We start from the raw sequence: 23,334 nt of genomic DNA, 5'->3' as shown, positions 1-23,334 counted from the left end.
GGATGAGATCCTGGCCTGCTACCCAGGCGTTCAGATGCAGCGGCCGCCGTCGACCTCCAGCGCCACGCCGGTGATGAAGGCGGCTTCGTCCGAGGCCAGCCAGAGTGCGGCGTTGGCGATGTCGAGCGGCGTCGAGAGCCGGCCGAGCGGGATCGATGCGCGGAACTTCTCGCGGATTTCGGGTGTGTCGGCGCCCATGAATTTCTCCAGCATGCCGGTCTCGCCGGCAACCGGGCAGAGGCAGTTGACGCGGATGTTCTTCGGCGCCAGTTCCACCGCCATCGATTTGGTGGCGGTGATCGCCCAGCCTTTCGACGCATTGTACCAGGTGAGGCCGGGGCGCGGCCGCAGACCCGCGGTGGAGGCCGTGGTCAGGATGACGCCGCCGCCCTGCCGCTCCATGATCGGCACCACGGCGAGTGCCGCGTGATAGATCGCCTTCATGTTGACGGCGGTTATCAGGTCGAAGGTCTCCTCGTCGACATTGAGCATGTTCGCCGTTGCGATGGGTGTAGCCGGCATTGTTGACCATGATGTCGATGCGGCCGAATGCGCTTTTGGCGGCATAGATCATCTCGTCGAATTCGGAGCGCAGCGAGACATCGGTCTGGGTCCAGATCGCCGCTTCGCCGATCTCGCCGGCGACGCGCTCCGCGTCCTTGGCGTTGAGATCGGCGACAACGACCCTGGCACCCTCCTGCGCAAAGCGCCTGGCGATGCCCTCGCCAAAACCGGACGCAGCACCGGTGATGACGGCAACCTTGTTTTCCAGACGCATGTTTTTCCCGCTCATGATTGATGACGATCAACCGGCGCGCCGATAGCGCACATCCGCGCGAACCCGTGGCTTCTGGCCGGATTGCTCGAAAGATGTGCGGCCATCGCCGATTTCTCCTTTGGCTTTCGCGTCGATCCCGCTCTATGCTGCAACTGCGAAGGCTTCCGGTGCCGCGCCTGTCGACAAGCCTCCGGGTCATCGGACTGTCAAGGGGCAGGCGCATACACCCAGATGTGACACCATGGCACTGGAAAATTTAAATCGATTAGATTATATCAGCCGCGTCACAGCGACCGGCGTCAGAGCGGACAGACCATGACCAGCCAGATCATCCCCGTCGATCCTTTCGACTTCATCATTTTCGGCGGCACCGGCGATCTGTCGGAGCGCAAGCTTCTGCCGTCGCTCTATTATCGCCAGCGCGACCATCAGTTTTCGGAGCCGACACGCATCATCGGCACCTCGCGCTCGAAGATGAGCGACGAAGAATTCCAGGCCTTCGCCAAGCAGGCGATCTCGGACCACGTCAAACCGGCCGACATCGACGCCAAGGAACTGAAGACCTTTCTGGCGCGGCTGTCCTACGTCTCCGCCGATGCGACGAGCGGCGCCGGCTTCGACAAGCTCAAGAAGGCGATCGGCGACAGCGACCGCATCCGCGCCTTCTACCTGGCGGTGGCGCCGGCGCTGTTCGGCGACATCTCGCACAAGCTGAAAGAGCACAATCTGATCACGCCGAACTCGCGCATCGTGCTGGAAAAGCCGATCGGCCGCGATCTCGATTCGGCACGCAAGCTCAACGACCTGGTCGGCGACGACTTCCACGAAAGCCAGATCTTCCGCATCGACCATTATCTCGGCAAGGAGACGGTGCAGAACCTGATGGCGCTGCGCTTTGCCAACGCGCTCTACGAACCGTTGTGGAATTCAGCCCATATCGACCATGTCCAGATCACCGTGGCCGAGACCGTCGGCCTGGAGGACCGCGTCACCTATTACGACAAGGCCGGCGCGCTGCGCGACATGGTGCAGAACCATATGCTGCAGCTCTTGTGCCTCGTCGCCATGGAAGCGCCGTCGTCGATGGATGCCGACGCCGTTCGCGACGAAAAGCTGAAGGTGCTGCGGGCACTGAAGCGCATCAACGGCAACGAAGCGCCGAAGCACACCGTGCGCGGGCAGTATCGCGCCGGGGCTTCGGCCGGCGGACCGGTGAAAGGCTATGTCGAGGAACTCGGCAAGGACAGCAACACCGAGACCTTCGTCGCCATCAAGGCCGAGATCGGCAATTGGCGCTGGTCGGGCGTTCCGTTCTATCTGCGTACCGGCAAACGGCTGGCGACGCGGGTTTCGGAAATCGTCATCGAATTCAAGCCGATCCCGCATTCGATCTTCGGCGACAGCGCCGGACCGATCTTCGCCAACCAGCTTGTCATCCGGCTGCAGCCGGACGAAGGCGTCAAGCAGTTCATCATGATCAAGGATCCGGGCCCGGGCGGCATGCGGCTGCGCCAGATTTCGCTCGACATGAGTTTCGCGCAGTCCTTCGACGGCCGCGCACCGGACGCCTATGAGCGGCTGATCATGGACGTCATCCGTGGCAACCAGACCCTGTTCATGCGCCGTGACGAAGTCGAGGCGGCGTGGAAATGGATCGACCCGATCCAGAATGCCTGGGAAAGTGCCAGGCAGGAGGCGCAGGGCTACACGGCGGGCACCTGGGGTCCATCGGCCTCGATAGCGCTGATCGAACGTGACGGGCGGACATGGCACGAGAGCAATTGAACAGCGCCGCCTACAGCTGGAACGGCTTCACCGGGCGCCAGGAACTGGCGGCGGCCCTGGCCGGCCATGTTGCAGGCAGACTGACCAAGGCGATCGCCGAGCGCGGCACGGGGTTGCTCGCCGTCTCCGGCGGCACCACGCCGGCAAAATTCTTCGCCGCCCTTTCAGCGATACCCATCGCCTGGGACAAGGTGATCGTGACGCTGGTCGACGAGCGTTTCGTGCCGGCCTCCTCGCCACGCTCCAATGCCGGGCTGGTGGCCGCCAATCTGTTGCAGAACGCGGCCAAGGCGGCTCGTTTCGTGCCGCTCTATCACGAAGCCACCAGCATCGAGGATGCGGCCTCGTCCGACGATGCAGCGCTCCGATCCTTGCCCTGGCCGCTCGATGTCGTCGTGCTCGGCATGGGGCCGGACGGCCACACCGCCTCGTTCTTTCCCGATGCCGCCGACCTGGCAACACTGCTCGACCCGTCTTCCGACAGGATCGTGCTGCCGGTTCATGCGGCAAGTGCGGGCGAGCCGCGGCTGACCCTGTCGCTGGCCCGCATCGTCGAAGCCGGCTTCATCGCGCTGCACATCGAGGGTGAGGACAAGCGTATCGCCTTCGACGGCGCGGTGGCGCCCGGGCCGCGAAAGCCAATCCGCGCCGTGCTCGACGCAGCGCAAAAGCCCGTAGAGGTTTTCTGGGCACCCTGATTCTCGATTTACACCGGTCCCGGCAAACGGCGGGAGGATGTTTCCGGGACCTCGCCTGAAAGGACCGACACCATGACCGCCAGACGCGACATCGAAGCCATTACCGAACGCATCCGCCAGCGCTCTAAGCCCGGCCGCGAGCGTTATCTCGGCCGCATCGCCGAGGCGTCGAACCGCACCGCCAACCGGGCCGTTTTGTCGTGCGGCAATCTCGCTCACGGCTTTGCGGTGTGCAGCCCCTCGGAAAAGCTCGCGCTGGGCGCCGACAAGGTGCCGAACCTCGGCATCATCACCTCCTATAACGACATGCTGTCGGCGCATCAGCCGTTCGAGAGCTTCCCCGCGCTGATCAAGGATGCAGCCCGCGAAGCCGGCGGCATCGCCCAGGTGGCAGGCGGCGTGCCGGCGATGTGCGACGGCGTCACCCAGGGCCAGCCCGGCATGGAGCTGTCGCTGTTTTCGCGCGATGTCATCGCCATGGCCGCCGCGATCGGCCTGTCGCACAACATGTTCGACGCCGCCGTCTATCTCGGCGTCTGTGACAAGATCGTGCCGGGGCTGGTGATCGCCGCCCTCACCTTCGGCCATCTGCCGGCGGTGTTCATTCCGGCCGGACCGATGACATCAGGCCTGCCCAATGACGAAAAGGCCAAGGTCCGCCAGCTCTACGCCGAGGGCAAGGCCGGACGCGCCGAACTGCTGGAGGCCGAGTCCAAATCTTACCATGGACCGGGCACCTGCACCTTCTACGGCACGGCGAATTCCAACCAGATGCTGATGGAGATCATGGGCCTGCACACGCCGGGCGCGTCCTTCGTCAATCCAGGCACGCCGCTGCGCGAGGCTTTGACCCGCGAGGCGACCAAGCGGGCGCTGGCGATTACCGCGCTTGGCAACGCCTATACGCCCGTCGGGCGGATGATCGACGAGCGCTCGATCGTCAACGGCGTCGTCGGCCTGCATGCCACCGGCGGCTCGACCAATCACACCATCCACCTGATCGCCATGGCGGCGGCGGCCGGCATCGCCATCACATGGCAGGATATTTCCGACCTGTCGGAAGCGGTGCCGCTGCTGGCGCGGGTCTATCCGAACGGCCTCGCCGACGTGAACCATTTCCACGCCGCCGGCGGGCTCGGCTTCCTGATCCGCGAACTGCTCGACGAAGGCATCCTGCATGAGGATGTGCAGACGGTGTGGGGCGAAGGCCTGCGGCCTTATGCGGTCGAGGCAAAGCTCGGCGCCGACGGAGGCGTGGTGCGCGAAGCCTCGCCGCGGACAAGCGGCGACGAGAAGGTGCTGGCGCCTTTCAACAAGGCGTTCCAGGCGACCGGCGGCCTAAAGGTGCTGTCAGGCAATCTCGGCCACGCCGTCATCAAGACTTCCGCGGTGAAGCCGGAGCGGCGTGTCATCGAGGCGCCGGCCAGGGTCTTCGACAGCCAGCAAGGGCTGAACGATGCGTTCAAGGCAGGCACGCTGACCGGCGATTTCATCGCCGTCATCCGCTTCCAGGGGCCGAAGGCCAACGGCATGCCGGAACTGCACAAGCTGACCACCGTGCTCGGCATCCTGCAGGATCGCGGCCAGCGCGTGGCGCTGGTCACCGACGGGCGCATGTCGGGCGCCTCCGGCAAGGTGCCGGCGGCGATCCATGTCACACCGGAAGCGGTCGAGGAGGGTCCTATCGCCAGGATCCACGAAGGCGACATCATCCGGCTCGACGCCGATGCCGGCACGCTGGAAGTGCTGGTGCCGGCCGGCGATTTCGCGCTGCGCCGGACGGCGGATGCCGACCTCATCGGCAACGAGTTCGGTTTCGGCCGCGAGCTGTTTGCCGGCTTCCGGCAATTGGTCGGCCGCGCCGATCATGGCGCCAGCGCCTTCGGCACGGCCTGACGGCAGTTCTGCGCAACCCATGAAAAGGGGCGGCACTTGGCCGCCCTCTTGCGGTTGTGCATACGATTCTATTGCACGGTTAGCTCGGCTCGCTCGCCGGCCTTGACCGTCACGTTGCCTTCTTTCGAACTGTTGTCGGATTTCTCCGAGACGACGGCATAGTCGCCCGCCGGGATCGCTGCCTGGTACTTCTGGTCGAATGCATAGCCAAGCGACTTGCGGTTGCCGTTGATGTCCTTCTTGGCCTCGAAAATCTCGATCTTCGAGGCTCCCGGCGCGGTGATCGCCAGCACGCCGGCATTCATTGCGATTTTCAGATCCTGAAATTCGCCGACCTTGACGGTGAACGGCTGCTCGACAACGGCGAGATCAACCGTCGCAATCAAGACATAGTCATCGGCCGGCAGATCGAATTTGCTGTCGGGTCCGTAGGCATAGGTCACCTCGTCCCTGGTTCCATCGATCTTCTTTTTTGCCTTGAGCACCTTGAAGCCGATGCCTGAACCGTCCGCCTTGTCGCCGCCGGCAGCATAATAAGCATTGGCAACGACATGGCCGACACCGACAATCATGTCCTTTTCCACGGTCTTGCCGGCAGCCAGCGGAATCGTTTCGGTAGCCACGCCCTGCCCGATCGTGACCGTCACTTTCTCGTTGCCGGCCGGCAACACGGCTTTCGTGGTCCCATAGAAGGTGGCGGGCATGTCAGCACCCGGATAATCGATGACGATAGCCGCGCCATCGACGACATCTGCCCCCTCGCTCGGTCGCGGATGGATGATGAGCGTGCCGGCATTCAAGTTGAAGAGAGGCTCGTAGACTTGGCCCGCCTCGATCTTGACTTTCTGCTCGGTCTTGGCCTGGCCGTCGCTGGCCACGACGATATAGTCGCCCGGTTCCAGATTGGCCTTGTAGGCGCCGTATTCGGTACTGACGTAGTCGCCGCGCGTACCGTCGGGTTTCGCCTTGTAGATCTCCCAGGCGTTGCCGTCAGTGACGGGATCGCCGCCCTCGGCAAGCACCGCTATCGGCAGGAAATTGAAGTCCGGTTTGGCCGGCTCGGGCGCGGGTGCCGGCGCAGGTGCCGGAGCCGGTTCAGGAGCCGGCGCTGGTGCTGCCACGGTCTCGGCAAGCGCCTCCTGCAGCGCCTTCTCGTCGGAGGCCTGGATGTATTTGCCGCCGGTGTTGTCGGCGAGGCAGGCGATCTGCTTGCCCTCGTCGGCGGTCAGGCCGAAGCCGACGACATCGGCGGTGAAGTCGACGCCGGATGCCTCGAGCTCCTTGCCAAGCGCGCAGGGGTCGCCGCCGCATGTTTCGAGCCCGTCGGTGATGAGCACGACGGTCGCCTTGTCCTCGGTGTATCTCAGCGCCTCGGCCGCCTGTTTGACCGCCGCCGTCAGCGGCGTCTTGCCGAGGAATTTCAGGCTGTCGGCGGCGGCCGAAATGGCGCTGCCCGAACCTGCCTGCGGCGGCACGATCAGCTGGATGTCGTCGCAGCTGCCCTTCTCGCGATGGCCGTAGGCCATGAAGCCGATCTCGTCGTCGGTGGGGACCGATTGAAGCACGGTTCGAAGCGACTCGCGGGCGATTTCGAGCTTGGGCTTGCCGTCGATCTGCGCCCACATCGAGCCGGACGCATCGAGAATGATGATGACCTTGTTTGCGGCGAAGCCGAACGTCGTCATCGACAAAAGGAGGATCGCCGCAGCGACGCCCCGTGCAAGTCCCGCCATCGAAATCTCCTAAATCCGCCCCTGATCCGGGCGGCAAGCTATTTGACGCGGCGCCGGGACACAAGTCCGGGCGCCCGGTGCGCAGGGCTGCGGACCCAGCTTAACAAAAGTCCTGACGACAGCCAGTTCGGCGGCGGCAGCAGCCTTTTCCCTGGTAATAGGAATTTTTTCTTGACACCATGACCTCAGCTAAGGTACATATTTGGCTATGGTGCTGATTTGCGCCGGTGACCCGCCGCAATAGGCGGGTTTTTTCGTTTGATTCGCCCGTCAGCTTACGCGCGGCGAAGGCCCCGAAAGAACCCATTAACCCGAATTCATGGCCTTGGCCCGATGCGCCGGGGCCGAATGCCGAACTTTCAACAAAAACGAAAACCAGCTTAGTAAGTCGTGCGGCGTTCTTCCGAAGGCGGCCTGCCGAATTGCAGCCGGTAGCTCTGGGCGAAGTAGGAATGCGAGGTGAAGCCCGTCGCGATCGCCACGTCGAGGATCGGCATGTTGGTCTGGCGCAGCAGTTCGCGCGCCCGCTCCAGCCGCAATCGCATATAGTAACGGCCGGGCGTGACGCTGAGATGGCGCAGGAACAGGCGCTCGACCTGGCGCACCGAAAGGCCGGCGGATTTGGCCAGCTGTACCGCCGAAAGCGGCTCGTCGAGGTGGTCGGCCATCAGTTCGACGATGCGCCTGAGCTTCTCCGACTTGCCGGTCAGGTCGCGTTCGGGTCCGACGCGCTGACGGTCGCCGGCCGAGCGGATGCGTTCGTGCTGGAACTGGTTGGCGACGCCATTGGCCAGGTTCGAGCCGAAATCGCCGCGCACGATCTCCAGCATCAGGTCGATCGAAGTGGTGCCGCCGGCACAGGTGTAGCGCTTGCGATCGATCTCGAAGACGTTGCCGGTGCAGTTGATGTCGGGGAATCGCTCGACGAAGCCGGCACGGTTTTCCCAATGGATGGTGCAGCGATAGCCTTCGAGCTGGCCGGCCTCGGCCAGCAGGTAGGACCCGACCGACAGGGCGCCCAGCGCATTGCCGCGCCGGCCCCAGCTTCGCAAAGCCGCCAGCACCTTGCTCTTGCCGGGGAATTCGGTCGTCAGCCCGACCGAGACGAAAAGGATATCGACCGGCGGCAGGTCGGCAACGGCGTAGTCGATCTTGAGCGGCAGGCCATTGGAAGCCATCACCGGATCGCCATCGGCCGACACCGTGGTCCAACCGTAGAAGTCGCGGCCAAGCAACCGGTTCGCCGACCGGAACGTATCGATCGCGGCAGCCAGCGAGAACATGGAGAACTTGTCTACCAGCAGGAATGCGAACTGCCGGCCGCCTTGAACGGGGTCAGTCATGACCGGCCGTTCTGAGGGAACACTGGGGTTCGGCAAAGCTGCAGCTTTCTGGCGGGTCAGAAGGACGGCCGTTTCAATCCGGCCGCAAGGTAGGCGGAGGCTAACGTATTGGCCATCAGCATGGCAATGGTCATGGGGCCGACACCGCCGGGCACCGGTGTGATGGCGCTGGCGGCCCTGGCCGCTTCGGCATAGGCGACATCGCCGACGAGGCGGGACTTGCCCTCGCCCTTTTCCGGCGCCGGGATGCGGTTGATGCCGACATCGATGACGGTGGCGCCTGGCTTCACCCAATCACCCCTGATCATCTCCGGCCTGCCGACGGCCGCGACAAGGATATCGGCGGTGCGGGCCAAGGCCGGCAGATCCCTGGTGCGGCTGTGGGCGATGGTGACGGTGCAGTTGGCGGCAAGCAGCAGGTTGGCCATCGGCTTGCCGACGATGTTGGAGCGGCCGACGACGACGGCGTTGAGGCCGGACAGGTCCTTGCCGCGCACCCGCTCGATCAGAAGCATCGAGCCGGCCGGCGTGCAAGGCACGAACGCTGTTTCGAGTTCACCGGTGCCGAGCTTGCCGACATTGATGAAGTGGAAGCCGTCGACATCCTTTTCCGGCGCTATGGTCTGGATGATCTTGCCGGCGTCAATGTGGGCCGGCAGCGGAAGCTGCACGAGAATGCCATTGATGGCCGGATCGGCGTTGAGGTCGCCGATGATCTTCAGCAATGCCTCTTCGGAGGTTTCGGCCGGCAGCGTATGCTGGACGGAATGAAAGCCGCATTCCTTGGCGGTGCGCGACTTGGACGCGACATAGACCTGGCTGGCCGGATCCTCGCCGACGATGACCACGGCAAGACCGGGCTTGGCCTTGCCCTTGGCGACAAGTTCAGCCGTCAGGGTCTTGACCGTCCCCACAACGTCCCCGGCAACGCTCTTGCCATCAATCACTTCAGCCATGGACCACCCTCAACACCAGAATGCCCAAGCGCGTCGCTTCCGGAAGCGACGCGCTTTTCGATCTTTCACAGCGTGGCATCTTCACGAAAAATCCAACATGCAATCCCGCCAAAGCGCCGTCCCATGCCGTTTACGCGAAACCGGCATGTTTTTGTACGGCACCGCGCAGATTTTTGTGGCTCAGAAGTAGCGGCGGCGCGTGCGGCTCTCGGTCAGTTCGCGAACCGCTTCGCGGAATTCGCGCAGGCTGGCGCGGATTTCCTCGATTGGCGCTTGCTGCTCGGCATCCTCCACGGCCCGCGACGGCTCCGCAGATCGCTGATGAGGCTGAGGCGCCTGCTGCTGCGCGACGGGCGGCTGTGGATAAGACTCGGAAGCGGGCTGAGCCGGATCGGACTGCTGCCCGGCATTGGCGGCCGGCATCGAACGCGGATAGGGATAGCCCGGCTGCTGCGCGTAGCCCAATGGCTGCGCGTAGGGATAGAGCTGCGGCCCGGAATATGGCCGCTGCGTCATCATGGGAGGCGGCAGTGGCGGCTGCGCCGTCTGCTGCGGATGGCCGCCGGGCTGGAAAGGTGGTGCCGGGTATGCTGTCGCGGCCGCCTGCCGGGGCTCGAAGGCCGGCGCCGGCCGGGGATAGGCGCGGTATTGCGGATCCTGCGTTGGCTCCCCGTTTTCGGCAGAGGCCCATTCGACGGTATCGAACGGCTCCTCCCGGGATGGCCTGCGGGAGACGGACTTGTGCAGCCTCGACAGCAAGGCACCGATCCGGCCGGGACTTTCTGCCGGCGAGGCCTCGGCTTGCTGGACAGGCGGTGGCACGGCCGGCGGTGGTGATGCAGGCGGGGGTGTCGATGGCTGCGGCGCTGGTGGTAATGGCGGCGCCGGCGGCGGCGCTGCCCGATATGCCTTGTCTTCGTAAGGCGTCCGGCGTTCGTCCGTGCCATGGTCGCGACGCGAGCGCGAATTGGCGGTGTCACGCAGGCTCTCATAGGCGCCACGCATGGCTCCGAGGCCAATGCCGGAGGCGAAACCCAGCAACAGGCCGGCGAGCGCGACCACGACCCGCGACGGCCCGTTCGGCTCGAGCGGCGCGAAGGCCTTCGAGATCACATTGATGTTGGCGGTGTTGATGTCCTTCTGCTCGCCGGTCTCCTTGGCGCGCAGCAGGTACTGTTCGTAGACGGAACGCTTGGCGGTCGCCTCGCGCTCCAGTTCGCGCATCGACACGAGGTCGCTGTTGACGTCGCCGCTGCGGACCTTCAGCTGCGCCAGGCGAGAGGCAAGATCCTGTTCGAGTTGGACGGCGCGCTTGAGGTCGACCTGCAGCGACGAGCCGATGCGGCGCAGCTCCGAGGCGATGCGGTCGCGTGCGCCGGCAATCTGGGCATTGATCGCCTGGAGTTCGGGGTGACGCGGGCCGAGCCGGATGGCGGCGCGGTCAGCTTCCTGCTTGAGCGACGCATATTGCGAACGCAGATCGCTCATCGTGTTGGAGTTGATCTCCTCCGGCAAGGTGCCGGTGAGAACCGAATTGACGTCGACCGAACGCGCCGAGGCCGCCCGGGCGTTGAGTTCTAGGGTCCGGGCGCGCGCGACCGACAGCTGCTCGTTGAGTTTCAGCATCTCATCGTCGCTGATGAGATGGCCCTGCGCGTCAACGAGATCGTGCGTGGCCCTGAAATCCTCGACCTTGCGCTCGGCTGCCTCGACGCCCTTGCGCAACTCGTCAAGCCTGGCCGTCAGTTCGTCGGTGGCGCGGCCTGCGGTGTCCGACTGTATCTGGCCGAAAGTCTGCAGGAAGACATCCGTCATCGTGTTGGCGATGAGGGCCGATTTTTCGCCATTCTGCGTGGTGGCGCTGACGGTGATGACGAAGGTCTTGCCGCCGCGCTCGACCGAAAGGCTCTCAGCCAGATTGCCGACAGCAAGCGCGCGGCGACGGCTGTCGTCGACACCCCCCGGCCCATCATTGCGGGACAGGATGGAGCGAATGAGCGACATGACGCTGAGGCCGCCGCCGCCTTGCCCATTGAATTCCGGGTCGTTGACCAGATTGAGCTTGTCGACGACCTTGTTGAGAACAGTGCCTGATGTCAGCACCCGAACCTGGTTCTCGACGATGGCCAGCGTGGCGTCGGAAGCGACGACCGACTGGGTGAGATCGCGGTCGGTGAGCTTCAGGTCGCGCGGGTCGACGATCAGTTCGGTGGTGGCCTCATATTTCTTTGGCGTCGACAGCGCAATGGTGATGCCGAGCGCGGCGCCCAGCAGTGTCGTCGTCACGATCAGCAGCTTCGACTTGCCGACACCGCGCACCACCTGCATCGGATCGATCAGCGGCTTCCACTGCTGGCTGTCCGTGCCGTCGTTTCGGGATAACGACGCGTCGCCTGCAGCGTAAGGTTCCGATGTATGATCGGCGCGACGTGCGCCAGCGGTTTCGGCGGCACCGGGCTGTGTCCGTGGCGTGGTTTGCGCGCGGTAAGCTTGCTCATGATCCCCGTCGGCCGCGACCGGATCCCCCGACAGTTTCGGGTTGCGCGCCTCGCGCTGCGAGCGGGCGAGGCGATGACGCGTGGCGGCGTCCTCGCGCCATGACGGGTCTGCCCGGTCGCCGATCGAGACCAGCGACGCGTCGGGTTCGTCGCCACGCACAGCCTGGCCCAGCGCCAGCAACGAGCGCTCGCGCTTCCAGTCTTCGCGGTTTTCCCTGTCGACCATCGTCTGGAACTTTACCCTTGGCGACCTGCGAACGGAGATTGGCCATTCGTTAAGCCACGCTAAACAGGCATGGAAAACAAAAGGTTAATTTTCCCGCGCCGAAGCGTCGGTTTCTCGTTTCGGTTGCATCTATTTTCGACACAAGCCCAGCCGCCAGAACGGCACGTTAAGTTTTCCGGCCTAGGCTCTCCTTGAGACATGACGCAGGCCAGTGACATACCGCAAAGGCGGCCCCTCGCCCGGATCGGCAGCTTTTTGGCCGAACGACGGGGGCTGCTTCGCGACTATTTCTCAGCGATCAGCGGTGCCGGTGGGCGACTGGTGTTTTCGCTGGCCTATTTCATCGCGCTGGCCAACACGCTGTCGATATCCGAATTCGGCATGTTCGCCACCGCGTCGGCGGCCGGCGTCATGCTGTCGCGCATCCTCGCCTTTGGGTTCATCTCGGCGCTTTACCGCACCGCCACCATCCGTCCCAATCTGATCGGCACCTTTTCCGCCGGCTTCCTGTTGCTCGGCGTGCTGTCGCTGCCGCTGCTGGCCGCTGCCTCGTTCGGCGTCTATCTGCTTTTCTTTGCCGACACCGTGCCGCTGTCGGTGTTTGCGGCAATCGTCTTTGCCGAAGCGCTGTTGTGGCGGCCGGTGGAGGTGGCGCTGATCGTCAACAACGGCCTGGGCAAGTTCGGCCGCGCCGCGCTGCTGGCCATCCTGGCGACCGCGCTGCGGGCGCTCGGCGCGGTGCTGTTCATGTTCTCAGCGCAACACAGCGTCTGGATATGGTCCTGGTTCTATATCGGCGCCAATGCCGCCTCGCTGCTGATCGCCTTCGGCTTCTTCTACCCGCGCCAGAGGCTGCGGCTGCGCGTCGAGCTTTATCTCAGGCGATTGGCCGATTCCATCTATGTGGCCGGCGCCGAAGTGCTGTTCTACCTGCAGATGGAGTTCGACAAGCTGCTCGTGCTGGCGATCGGCGGCCCGCATCTGGCCGGCATCTACGCCATCATCATGCGGCTGGTCGACCTGACGGCCATTCCGATCCGCACCTTCTCGATGATGCTGGTGCAGCGCATGATGCGCGCGCCGGAACTGTTGTCGCGTCTGGCGGTCAAGAGCGGCATCGAAGGCGGTGTGTTCGCGGTTTCGACGCTGGCGCTGCTGACACTTGGCATCGTGCTGCATTTCTTCCCCAATGCACTCGGCAAGAATGTCGCCGAGGCTGCCCCGCTGGTGGTGCTGGCAATCTGCGTGCCGGGATTGCGCAATCTTGTCGAATACCAGGCCGAGCTTTTGTTCGCACGCGGCCAAACGCTGGTGCGGGCGCTCAATCTCGGCCTGCTCGCCGGATTGAAGGCGCTGTTGCTGACTTATGTGCTGACGACCATCCTCGACACGCCGAAGCTGGTGCTGTCGCTCAATGTCGTCTTCCTGCTTCTGTATCTCGCCTCGACGCTGCTCACCTATTCGGCGATGCGCAAGCCGGCAAAGCCCGTATAGGGCTTTCTCATTTGTGCATGACTTCTGGACAAACGGAAATCGTTTGTCCGAGAAAACCGGTTTCCGCTTTTCGGGATGATCTAATCCAACCCAATCAGACGGCGGATGCGGCCGATATCGGTGCCGATGAAGGATTGCATGCCGATCGCCACCTGCTCCGGCGCCATGGCGGCAACGAAGCGGCGGAACTCGTCATCCGAAAGCGCTTCGCCGGTCCAGTGCACGCGGCAGAACTCTTCGGAACCGTGGAAGTGGCCGGCTCCGTCCAGCAGATCGTCGACATAGCGGCCGTAGATCATGCATTCGGAGAATTTGCGTGCCGAGCCGACGACCTCGACCCAGTTGCGACCATGGACCCTTTCGATCGCACCGCACATCGCCAGCACGGTGTCGCGCCGCCACGCGATCAGCGTCGAGATGTAGTCATGGTTCGACGTCCGGGACGGGTCGATGCCGAGTGCCGAGCCGGCGTTGCGCGACCAGATGCGATGCTCCTCATGACCTTCGTCCGCCAGCACACCGTCGCGGCGGAACAGGCGCACCTTGCCATCGCGCCAGAAGGCGCCGCAGTCAAAAGGTTTCAGGAAGGCAACATCGGAATCGCAGAAGATGAGCACGTCTTGAGATGCATGCGCTGATATGGCGATGCGGCGCAACTGCTGCACATGCCAGCCGCGCAGCGGCTGGGTCTTCAGGCTGAGCCAGACGCGCCGGCGAAACAGGCTGAACGGATCGTCGAAGGCGTGCAGCCAGCGCGGCAGCAATTCACGCTCGTCGACGACCGTGCGGCGGCCGGTTTCCAATTGGCGAAACAGGCCGACATCGCGATGCTCGACCAGGATGTAATGGTGCGCCGCGCCGGAAACATGGCGATCAAGTGTCTCGCACAGCAGGCGACAGCGCTCGAAATCGGGCGCATAGCTTGCCGTCACGATGGCCGCCGTCGGTGTCTGCCGGAGCGGGCTTGGCTCGACAGCGGCACCTGGCACGAACCTGCTGTTCATTTGGTATCTCCCGCGGCTTCGGGCGCAAGCGAGAATTTCTGCCTGACGACGCGCAGCAGGAACAGCGGGTTGCCGACCACATAGCGGCGCCACAGGCGGCCCGGCTCGACAGCCAACCGGAACAGCCATTCGAGCCGCAGCCGGCGCATCCACAAGGGTGCGCGGGGCACCGCGCCGCTCAGGAAATCAAGCAACGCGCCGACGGCGATCGGCAGCGTGCAATGGCGCGCGTCGATATGGCGTTCGATCCACAATTCCTGGCGCGGCACGCCCATGGCCACGAGCAGCACGTCGGGCCGAAGCGCGGCAATCCGGTCGACGATTTCCTGCTCCTGCGAAGGGGGGAAATAGCCGTCATGGATCACCACGAACCGGTGCTGCACGGCCAGTGCCGCCAGCTTGACCGACGCCGCTTCGGCGTTGACGCGCGTCGCGCCGAGCAGCCCGACGGTCAGCGGCGTCGTCGAGGCCTGCAGGAAGGCCGGGACGAAATCGGTACCATTGAGATTGTCGGGAAACGGCGCCCCGTAGAGGAGCCTCGCCGCCAGATCGATGCCGATGCCGTCGGGCAGGATGAGGAAATCATCGAGTGCTTCGGCGAACACCGGGTCGGTATAGGCGATGTTGGCGTTGTGGGCGTTGAGGAAACTGATCTTGGTGAAGCGCCGCTCGGCAATCAACCGGTTCAGCAGGGCGATGGCATCGTTCCAGCGGACCGCAACCACCGGGATGCCAAGGATCGTCTTCAGCGTGTCGAGCCCGAACGCGGCGCGGGCGGAATGCATGTTCATGCAAACGCCTCCTGCCTGAGAGGGGCGAGCTTTTCGAGGCCGAGCCGGATGGCAGCGTCGAGCGCCTTGACCTGCGAGCCCCGGAACGCGCTGCCGTCAACGTCGCGGATGTCGGCCGCTGCAGCCTCGAGAGCCGTGGCGAAGGCAACGGGATCGTCGGTGACGACGCAATTGGAAGGACGGTGGTCGATGCCGCGCAGCGAACGGCTGGTGGCGACCGAAGGCAGGCCGAGCTCGAAGGTTTCGATGGTCTTCAACTGGACGCCGCTGCCGGCGGTGCTGATCAGCGGGATGACGGCAGCACCGCGCACGAAAGCTTGCGCGTCGGGCACGCGGCCGACAAATTCGACACCCGGGTGCTTCGACGCGACGCCCGAAGGCATGTGGCCCGCAATGCGGATGCGGAAATCGGGCCGCAGATGCGGCACGACCTTGCCCAGGAACCAGTCGAGGCCGATGCGGTTCGGCTGCCAGGTCCAGGTGCCGATCAGTGCGGCGTCGCAGTCGATGCGGCGCGGGCTTTTCAGGGTTGGCGCCTGGGCACCGGTCACCAGCGGCAGCACCGCCGAGCGGTTGTCGGAGGCGACACCGAGTGCGGCGCGGTCTTCCTCGGCCAGGGTGAAGACGAAGCGCGCCCGGCGGCAGAGACGCTCTTCGACGGTCTTGAGCAGCCTCGCCTCGCGGCGAAACAGCAGGCGCTGGAAGAGACCGTCGGCGGCAGCGGCATTCTCCCGCGCCGAAAGATGCTCGACATTGTGGGCAACGAAGATCGAAGGCCGCTCAGCGAACAGCTTTTCGAAGGCGCCGGCGAACTGCACGGAATTCAAGACATAGCCGTCAAACGGTCCGGCACGCTCAATGGCAGCGAGAACATCGCTGTCGGACACGGCGCGCAGCTTGACCGACGCGAAGGTGAGGCCCGAAAGCAGCGCCTTGCCGACCCAGGCCAGCTTTTGCCGCGCGGAGGCATTTTCCGTGCGCACGTCGATCGCACCCAGCACCACGGTGTTTTCGGGGTCGGCCGCGGGCTTCCCCGGCCAGGTAAAGCCGATGACGGTGACGCGCGCGCCAGCGCGCCGCAAGGCAGCGATGATCGCAGCGTTGGCGATCTCGTAGCCCGAGGCGAGAGCGCCGTCGGGCACGATCGATGTGGCGAACAGCAGATGCATCTTACCTATCCAGTGGTGTAGCCGGTAGCAAAGTGCGGTGAACCCTTGATTAAGCCTGCACATTCGACGGCCGAAAGCCGCTGCCTGGCGGGCTTCTCCGTTCAAGGTGATTAACGAAACCTTATCAACCGTGGTGCTACCAGAGCCCAACTCACCATGTGGCTGGACACGGATGATCCCTTTGCCATCGGACGGTTCGGTAACGGTCGCGGGACGCACGCCGCGGCTTGACGTCGAGGCCGTCGAAGCCGTCGTCACCTTGCCGACCTTCAAGCGTCCCGAGCAGGTGCTGGAAACGCTGGCGTCGCTGCGCGCGCAGCAAACCGGCAGACGCTTTGCCGTGATCGTCATGGAGAACGAAGCCGAGGCGCGGGCCGGCGCCAAGGCGGCGCTGCCGCTGTTCGAGCGGGGCGAAATGCCGGGCCTGGTGATCATCGCGCATGAGCGCGGCAATTGCAGCGCCTACAATGCCGGCTGGCAGACAGCCATCCTGCAATTCCCGAACTTCAGGCATCTGCTGGTCATCGACGACGACGAGATCGCCGATCCGCAGTGGCTGGAACGGATGTGCCTGGCTGCCGAAACGCTCGGCGCCGACATTGTCGGCGGCCCGCAGGTGCCCGTGTTTGCCGACCCCGCCCATGCGCGATGGGCAGAGCATCCGGTGTTCGCGCCGCCTTACCGGGAAACCGGACGCGTGCCGGCGCTCTATTCGTCGGGCAATCTTCTGGTCGGGCGCAACGTGCTGATCGCCATGGGTCCGCCCTTTCTCGATCTCAGATTCAATTTCATGGGCGGCGGCGATTCCGACTTTCTCAGCCGGTCGGTGCAAAAGGGCTTTGTGCTGGGCTGGTGCGCCGAGGCCAAGGTGCTGGAAACCGTTCCGGCGCGGCGTATCGAAGCCGACTGGATCCGCGCCCGCAGCCTGCGCAACGGCGTCATCTCGACACTGGTCGAAAAGAAGAAGCGCGCCGGCACGCCAATGGCCGGCGCCAAAGTGTTGCTGAAGAGCCTGGCACTGCTTGCCGCCTCGCCGTTTCGCGGCCTGATCCGGCTGGCGCGGACCCGATCGCCGGCGATCGCCATCTACCCCGTCCATGTGGCGCTGGGCCGCGTGCTGGCCGAATTCGGATATGCCAATGAGCAATACCGCCAGCCTGAGAAAAACTGAGCGCGCGCCGCTCGGCGACGCGTTCACGCGCGAAGGCGTGGCCACCGCCATTGCCGCGCTGCTGTTCACCGTCATCATGGTGTCGTTCCGGCCGTTCCAGCCGGGCGGCGCCGAACTCACCGGTCAAGGCGGCGACATCGTCAACCAGCTTGGCTTCGGTTCGCTCGGCGCCATGTCGATCTTCTCGCTGATGGCCTTTGCCGATCCGCGCGTGGTGCGCTCGCTGCTGAGCCCATCCTGGGTGTTGATGCTGGGCTTCTTTTTCCTCTCGGTGATCCTGTCGACCGATCCGCCTTCGGCGATGCGCGCCGCCTCCTTCACCCTGATCGGCATCCTGACGATGGCAACGATCCTGGTGCTGCCGCGCGACGCCGAAGCCTTCTCGAAGGTGATCATCTTCACCGCCGTCGTGGTCATGGGCCTTTCCTATCTCGGCCTCATCGTCTTTCCGCACGAGGCGATGCACACAGCCGACTCGCAGGAGCCCGAACATGCCGGACTGTGGCGCGGCGTGTTCACCCACAAGAACATTGCCGGGCCGGTCATGGCCTGCCTCAGCTTCGCAGGCCTCTATCTCTACCGGCGCGGGCAGCGCTACTGGGGCGCCGGGATCTTCTTCGCGGCGATGATCTTCATGCTGCACACCGGCTCCAAGACGACAGCCGGCCTGGTGCCGTTCTCGATCCTGATCGTCATGTTCCCGAGCCTGATAGGCATGCGGCTCGGCACGCCGATCCTGTTTGCGCTGGCCATCATCGCCACGGCGGTCGGCACGCTGGGCATCGTCTTCCTGCCGCCTGTAAAACATCTGGCGGCGATCTATTTCCCCGGCATGACCTATACCGGCCGCACGACGCTGTGGGAGTTCGCCGGCAGCATGCTGGCGAAGAAGCCATGGACCGGCTACGGCTATGAAAGCTTCTGGGGCACGCCGCTCTTGCTCAACCAGGACCAGCCCTTCGACCGGCCGTGGGACATCAGAACCATCGTGCACGGCCATGACGGCTATCTCGACATCGCCGTGCTGATGGGCATTCCGGCACTATGCGTGGCGGTCTACACCTTCCTCATCGCGCCGCTGCGCGACTACATGCGCATTCCGTTGCGCAGGGAAAACATCTTTCTCGGCGACTTCTTCATGATGGTGGTGCTGTTCACGGCGCTTAACGCTTTCCTCGAAAGCTTCTTCTTCCATCGCGGCGACCCGGTCTGGCTGTTCTTCGTGCTCGGCGTGCTTGGCCTCAGGCAAGTGTCGCTGCGGCCAATCGCGGTGCGCGATCCCGATCGCGGCTCGCGATCCTGATGGGGCTTCCCCAAGGAAGCGCCAGCGTCTATGTGAAGGCCTTCCTCTGGAGGGCTTTCGATGACGATCAGGCTTGTTCTCGCCGGCTGCGGCAATATGGGCTACGCCATGCTCTCGGGCTGGCTGAAATCCGGCAAGCTCGCGCCGTCGGCGGTTTTCGTGGTCGAGCCCAATGCCGATCTGCGCAATCGCGCGGCAACGCTGGGCTGCGCGACATCAGCCGATGCCGGTAGCATACCGGCCGATGCCCTGCCCGATCTCGTCGTCATCGCGGTGAAGCCGCAGGTGATCCGCGACGTCACGGCCGCCTACAAGCGCTTCGGCGACGGCCGCACCACCTTCGTCAGCATCGCCGCCGGCACGCCTGCCGCCACCTTCGAGGAAATTCTCGGCAATCGCGCGCCGATCGTGCGCTGCATGCCCAACACGCCCGCGGCGATCGGCAAGGGCATGATGGTGGTGTTCTCCAACAAGCTCGTGTCCGATGACACCAAGCGTTTCGTCGCCGACCTTTTGTCGGCGAGCGGCGAAGTGGCCACCATCGACGATGAGGGCCTGATGGATGCGGTGACCGCCGTGTCCGGATCGGGGCCGGCCTATATCTTCCATTTCATCGAAGCGCTGACGGTTGCCGCCGAGAAGGCCGGTCTGCCGACGGCGACCGCCAAGCTGCTCGCCATGCAGACCGTCTATGGCGCCGCCTCGCTCGCCGCCGAAAGCGGCGAGGAACCGGGCGGGCTGCGCCAGCAGGTCACCAGCCCCAACGGCACGACGGCCGCGGCGCTGGCCGTTCTGATGGGCGAGGACCGGCTGACCAATCTGCTGACGCAAGCGGTGGAGGCTGCGCGGCTGCGGTCGGTCGAACTGGGGAGATAAATCCTCAGCTTGTCCCGTACAGCATCTCATCCTGCAGCCGGCGCAAGGCGAACAGCCTCGTCGTCTGGTCGGGCGACGCATTATCCGCCGTCAGCAATTCGCCTTTCGTGACCGGTTTCAGCACCTTGCCGCCCTCGAGCAGGCCGACCGGCACGGCGCGCTGGGCGCGGGCTTCGCCGACGGTCATCGTCCAGGAGCGGTAACAAGTCTCGCCGATCGCATCGAAGGTCTCGCCGGCGACTAGGTCGCGCTTGGCAACGGCGCAGACTTCGGCCACGGGCCGCGGCAACGGCACCATGTCGGGCTTGCCGAAAAGCACGATGCGGGCTGCGGTCAGCGGCACTTCCAGCGATGTCAGATGATAAGGCCGGAACAGGCTGTAATAGGGGCCGTGCCCGATATGTAGATCGTCCATGCGCTCGATGATGCGCGGATGCGTCGCCTCGACGATGACGAAGACGCCGGGCGCGACGCCCTTGCCGACCGTGTAGTCGACGACGCCTTTCTTCGTGAGCAGACCGCCATCCTCGCGCGGGATCAGCACCTTGGCGAGGTCGTCGCGATCGGCCTTGGGGCCGTGCATGCCGGGGACGTCCGGCACCAGCCCGGTGGCGTTGGCGATGGCGCACATCTCGACCATGGTCTTGGAGCCGTCGACGAACTCGACCAGCATGCGCGGGTTCATGTTGCGGCGGATCGCTTCGGCGCGATAGTCGTCCGGTACGGCATCGTGGTTGAGCGGGTTGTTCTTGCCCTTGCCGGCCGACACGATGGTCAGCCCGAGCGCCGACGCAAACTCGATCAGTTCCATGCAGCTCGACGGCTCGTCGCCCGCACCCACCGAATAGACGACGCCAAGCCGGTCGGCCTGCTGCTTGAGATAGCAGCCGATGGTGATGTCGGCCTCGACGTTCATCATCACCAGATGCTTGCCGTACTCCATCGCCATGAGGTCGAAATCGGCGGCGACGCCCGGCTTGCCGGTGGCGTCGATGACGACGTCGATCAGCGGATTGGTGACCAGCATCTCGTTGGATGTGATGGCGATCTTGCCACTTTCGATGGCGCCGGTGACTTTCGACGCGGTGTCGGCTTCGACCGCCATGGCTTCGTCGCCATAGGCGATGCGGATAGCGTCGCGCGCGGTGTGCGGGCGGCGCGTCGAGACGGCGCAGACCGAAATGCCCGGCATCAGCATGCCCTGCGTGACCAGATCGGTGCCCATTTCGCCCGAGCCGATGACACCGATGCGCACCGGGCGGTTCTCGGCGGCACGCTTGGCGAGATCACGGGCAAGCCCGGTCAGGGCGACGTTGGTCATGCAGGAATGTCCACAGCTTCGTGATTTGGGGTCGGATAGCAGGGAATGGGTTCTATTTGCCAACGAAACCCGGTCGCGACCGGCAATTTCCCACGAAATCGTCTCGGAAGGCACGTCCGCCGGGGCTCGATTCGCCGAAACCCAACCAATTGACATTGTAGCGGACAACCCCAATAAAACATTCGTTTGTCAACAAAGGCAAATGTTCACCGACGCGACAGTCGGGAAGCATTCGCCTCTGCGGCAAGTTGGGGAGTGTCTTTGCGCCACGGCGTCAAAGGCTGGATGGAGCATCATTGCGAGGCGTCGAGCGAAGGCTCGCGGCTCCAGGGGAGGAAAAATGGATACTGTTCTCGCGGGCCTAAAAGGGGCCATCGATACGCTTGGCCCGACGATCCTGCTGCCAATTGTCATTTTCGTCATCGCCGTGGTTCTGGGCGCCAAGGTCAGCAAGGCTTTTCGCGCCGCCGTCACCATCGGCGTCGCCTTCATCGGCATCAATCTGGTGCTTGGCCTCATGTTCACGTCGATTGGCGACGTCGCCAAGGCCATCGTGACCAACACCGGCATCCATCGCGACATCATCGATGTCGGTTGGCCCTCCGCGGCCGCGATCGCCTTCGGCTCATCGGTCGGCCTTTGGGTCATTCCGGTCGGCATCCTCGTCAACATCGTGCTGTTGCTGACACGCATGACGCGCACGCTCAATGTCGACGTCTGGAACTTCTGGCACTTCGCCTTTGTCGGCTCGCTGGTGGTCGCCGCAACCGACAACCTGGCCTATGGCATCGCGGTCGCAGCACTTGTCGCAGCACTCTCGCTGTTGTTCGCCGACTGGTCGGCGCGCGCGGTACAGCAGTTCTACGGGGTACCCGGCATTTCCGTGCCGCATCTCGCCTCGGCGCAGATCCTGCCGATCGCCATTGTGCTCAACTGGATCATGGACCGCATTCCCGGGATCAACCGCATCAACATCAACACCGATACGATCGAGCGCAGGTTCGGCGTGTTCGGCGAACCTGTCGTGATGGGCCTCATTATCGGCCTCGTGCTTGGTGCGATCGCCTTCTACAATGCGGGTGATCTCAGCGTGGTGCTGGCCAAGGTTCTGGGCACCGGCATGACGCTGGCCGCGGTGATGCTGCTGCTGCCGCGCATGGTCAAGATCCTGATGGAAGGCCTGCTGCCGGTTTCCGACGCAGCCCAGGCATTCGTGCGCAAGCGCACGGGCGATCGCGAGCTTCTTGTTGGCCTCGATTCCGCGATCCTGATCGGCCATCCGGCCGCGATCTCGTCGTCGCTGATCCTGGTGCCGATCGCGATCATCCTGTCCATCATCCTGCCGGGCAACCGCGTCATCCTGTTCGCCGACCTTGCGGTCATTCCCTTCATCGTCGCCATGACCGCGCCGCTGGTCAAAGGCAACGTGTTCCGCATGGTGGTGATCGGCACGGTGACGCTGGCCATCGGCTTCTACGTCGCCAACGCGCTGGCGCCGCTGTTCACAAGTGCTGCCGTCGCATCGGGCTTCAAGCTGCCGGCGGATGCGCTGCAGATCACCTCGGTGGTCGACGGCTTCCTGTGGGTGCCTTACGTGGTCATCGAGGCGATCCAGGGGCTTGGACTTGTCGGCATCATCGTGATCGCGGTGGTCATCGCGGCATTGTTTGTCCTCTACCGCCGCAATCCGCTCGGCTGGGAGCGGGCCGCGGGCGCCGAGGACGAGCCGGCCGAAGAGACGGCCTGAACCTGATAGGGTCCACCCTTCAAACCGATCGTGCGCCCTCCTCGGGGCGCACGATTTCATCGACGGAGCAAAGAATGTCCGACGGCCTCATGCAGCTTCTGGATCCCGACGCGATCGTGCTCGGATCCGATGCCTCGACCAATGAGGAGATCATCCGCATCCTGGCGGGCCGGCTGGAGACACTTGGCTATGTCAAAAGCTCCTATGCCGACGCGGTCGTGCGCCGCGAATTGACCATCCCGACAGGACTGCCGCTGGAACGCTCCGACAATGTCGCGGTGCCGCACACCGATCCGGAGCATGTGCTGAAGCCTGGCATCGCGATGGGCACATTGAAGCAACCAGTGATCTTCGCCAATATGGAGGATCCCGACGAGATGCTGCCGGTCGGCTTCGTCTTCCTGCTTGCCATCAACGACAAGGACAAGCAGATTGAGGCGCTGCAGGCCGTCATGGCCACCATCCAGAACCCGCAAGCCTTGGATGATTTGAGGTCGGCCAGAACCCTCGAAGACGTGCGAGCCGTACTCGGCTGATAACCAAGG

17 protein-coding genes and 1 pseudogene are annotated in these 23,334 nt (G+C 64.2%); 9 read left to right on the top strand and 9 right to left on the bottom strand.

Annotation, left to right across the window (positions count from 1 at the left end; genetic code table 11):
- Window positions 1-30: 30 nt before the first annotated feature.
- Window positions 31-778 (bottom strand): annotated as a pseudogene (locus tag MESCI_RS12105) (SDR family oxidoreductase).
- 315 nt (window positions 779-1,093) lie between these two features.
- Between MESCI_RS12105 and zwf the strand changes: the two are divergent.
- The 3 genes from zwf (at window position 1,094) to edd (ending at window position 5,157) form a co-directional block, all read left to right on the top strand.
- Complete coding sequence (gene zwf, locus MESCI_RS12100) at window positions 1,094-2,563, top strand: glucose-6-phosphate dehydrogenase (protein ID WP_013530236.1); 1,470 nt, start codon at window positions 1,094-1,096, stop codon at window positions 2,561-2,563.
- Window positions 2,545-3,261, top strand: coding sequence for a 6-phosphogluconolactonase (pgl, locus tag MESCI_RS12095; protein WP_013530235.1), 717 nt, complete (start codon window positions 2,545-2,547; stop codon window positions 3,259-3,261). Before zwf ends, pgl begins: the two co-directional genes overlap by 19 nt.
- A gap of 72 nt (window positions 3,262-3,333) precedes the next feature.
- Entirely contained in the window at window positions 3,334-5,157 is a 1,824-nt protein-coding gene (gene edd, locus MESCI_RS12090; protein ID WP_013530234.1) for a phosphogluconate dehydratase, read from the top strand.
- 68 nt (window positions 5,158-5,225) lie between these two features.
- Here the strand turns inward: edd and MESCI_RS12085 are convergent, their stop codons facing one another.
- The 4 genes from MESCI_RS12085 to MESCI_RS12070 form a co-directional block, all read right to left on the bottom strand.
- Window positions 5,226-6,890, bottom strand: a complete 1,665-nt coding sequence (locus MESCI_RS12085; protein WP_013530233.1) for a vWA domain-containing protein — start codon at window positions 6,888-6,890, stop codon at window positions 5,226-5,228.
- Between the two features lie 380 nt (window positions 6,891-7,270).
- On the bottom strand, window positions 7,271-8,233 hold the full coding sequence (locus MESCI_RS12080) for a GlxA family transcriptional regulator (RefSeq protein WP_013530232.1): 963 nt from the start codon (window positions 8,231-8,233) through the stop codon (window positions 7,271-7,273).
- A gap of 56 nt (window positions 8,234-8,289) precedes the next feature.
- Window positions 8,290-9,189: a bifunctional methylenetetrahydrofolate dehydrogenase/methenyltetrahydrofolate cyclohydrolase FolD gene (gene folD / locus MESCI_RS12075; RefSeq protein ID WP_013530231.1), complete on the bottom strand. Its 900-nt coding sequence runs from the start codon at window positions 9,187-9,189 to the stop codon at window positions 8,290-8,292.
- Window positions 9,190-9,369: 180 nt separating this feature from the next.
- The gene (locus MESCI_RS12070) at window positions 9,370-11,913 is read right to left on the bottom strand and encodes a GumC family protein (RefSeq protein WP_013530230.1); all 2,544 of its coding nucleotides are present in this window, start codon (window positions 11,911-11,913) and stop codon (window positions 9,370-9,372) included.
- 198 nt (window positions 11,914-12,111) lie between these two features.
- On the opposite strand from MESCI_RS12070, the gene MESCI_RS12065 reads away from it, so the two are divergent.
- Window positions 12,112-13,407, top strand: coding sequence for a lipopolysaccharide biosynthesis protein (locus MESCI_RS12065; protein WP_013530229.1), 1,296 nt, complete (start codon window positions 12,112-12,114; stop codon window positions 13,405-13,407).
- An 80-nt stretch (window positions 13,408-13,487) separates the two neighbouring features.
- On the opposite strand, the gene MESCI_RS12060 is transcribed toward MESCI_RS12065, so the two are convergent.
- The 3 genes from MESCI_RS12060 to MESCI_RS12050 are packed head-to-tail and all read right to left on the bottom strand — an operon-like array spanning window position 13,488 to window position 16,371.
- Window positions 13,488-14,411, bottom strand: coding sequence for a DUF6492 family protein (locus MESCI_RS12060; protein WP_013530228.1), 924 nt, complete (start codon window positions 14,409-14,411; stop codon window positions 13,488-13,490).
- Window positions 14,408-15,202 carry a WecB/TagA/CpsF family glycosyltransferase gene (locus MESCI_RS12055; RefSeq protein WP_013530227.1) on the bottom strand — a complete coding sequence of 265 codons (795 nt, stop codon included), beginning with the start codon at window positions 15,200-15,202 and terminating at the stop codon, window positions 14,408-14,410. The genes MESCI_RS12060 and MESCI_RS12055 overlap by 4 nt, the downstream gene beginning before the upstream one ends.
- Window positions 15,199-16,371, bottom strand: a complete 1,173-nt coding sequence (locus MESCI_RS12050; RefSeq protein ID WP_013530226.1) for a glycosyltransferase — start codon at window positions 16,369-16,371, stop codon at window positions 15,199-15,201. The genes MESCI_RS12055 and MESCI_RS12050 overlap by 4 nt, the downstream gene beginning before the upstream one ends.
- 172 nt (window positions 16,372-16,543) lie before the next feature.
- Here MESCI_RS12050 and MESCI_RS12045 point away from each other — a divergent pair, with 172 nt between their 5' ends.
- The 3 genes from MESCI_RS12045 to proC are packed head-to-tail and all read left to right on the top strand — an operon-like array spanning window position 16,544 to window position 19,721.
- Window positions 16,544-17,542, top strand: coding sequence for a glycosyltransferase family 2 protein (locus tag MESCI_RS12045; RefSeq protein WP_013530225.1), 999 nt, complete (start codon window positions 16,544-16,546; stop codon window positions 17,540-17,542).
- Window positions 17,511-18,845 carry an O-antigen ligase family protein gene (locus MESCI_RS12040; protein WP_013530224.1) on the top strand — a complete coding sequence of 445 codons (1,335 nt, stop codon included), beginning with the start codon at window positions 17,511-17,513 and terminating at the stop codon, window positions 18,843-18,845. Before MESCI_RS12045 ends, MESCI_RS12040 begins: the two co-directional genes overlap by 32 nt.
- Before the next feature lie 60 nt (window positions 18,846-18,905).
- Complete coding sequence (proC, locus tag MESCI_RS12035) at window positions 18,906-19,721, top strand: pyrroline-5-carboxylate reductase (RefSeq protein ID WP_013530223.1); 816 nt, start codon at window positions 18,906-18,908, stop codon at window positions 19,719-19,721.
- Between the two features lie 4 nt (window positions 19,722-19,725).
- On the opposite strand, the gene MESCI_RS12030 is transcribed toward proC, so the two are convergent.
- Window positions 19,726-21,042 carry an NAD(P)H-dependent oxidoreductase gene (locus MESCI_RS12030; RefSeq protein ID WP_013530222.1) on the bottom strand — a complete coding sequence of 439 codons (1,317 nt, stop codon included), beginning with the start codon at window positions 21,040-21,042 and terminating at the stop codon, window positions 19,726-19,728.
- Between the two features lie 340 nt (window positions 21,043-21,382).
- Between MESCI_RS12030 and MESCI_RS12025 the strand changes: the two genes are divergently transcribed.
- Both MESCI_RS12025 and MESCI_RS12020 read left to right on the top strand, forming a co-directional pair.
- Window positions 21,383-22,789, top strand: coding sequence for a PTS galactitol transporter subunit IIC (locus MESCI_RS12025; RefSeq protein ID WP_013530221.1), 1,407 nt, complete (start codon window positions 21,383-21,385; stop codon window positions 22,787-22,789).
- A gap of 74 nt (window positions 22,790-22,863) precedes the next feature.
- A complete protein-coding gene (locus MESCI_RS12020) occupies window positions 22,864-23,325 on the top strand; it encodes a PTS sugar transporter subunit IIA (RefSeq protein WP_013530220.1) in 462 nt (153 codons plus the stop codon).
- Window positions 23,326-23,334 lie beyond the last annotated feature (9 nt).

The sequence above is a fragment of the Mesorhizobium ciceri biovar biserrulae WSM1271 genome, from assembly GCF_000185905.1.
Classification (GTDB): domain Bacteria; phylum Pseudomonadota; class Alphaproteobacteria; order Rhizobiales; family Rhizobiaceae; genus Mesorhizobium; species Mesorhizobium ciceri.
This window is presented reverse-complemented; position numbering and strand designations above follow the sequence as displayed.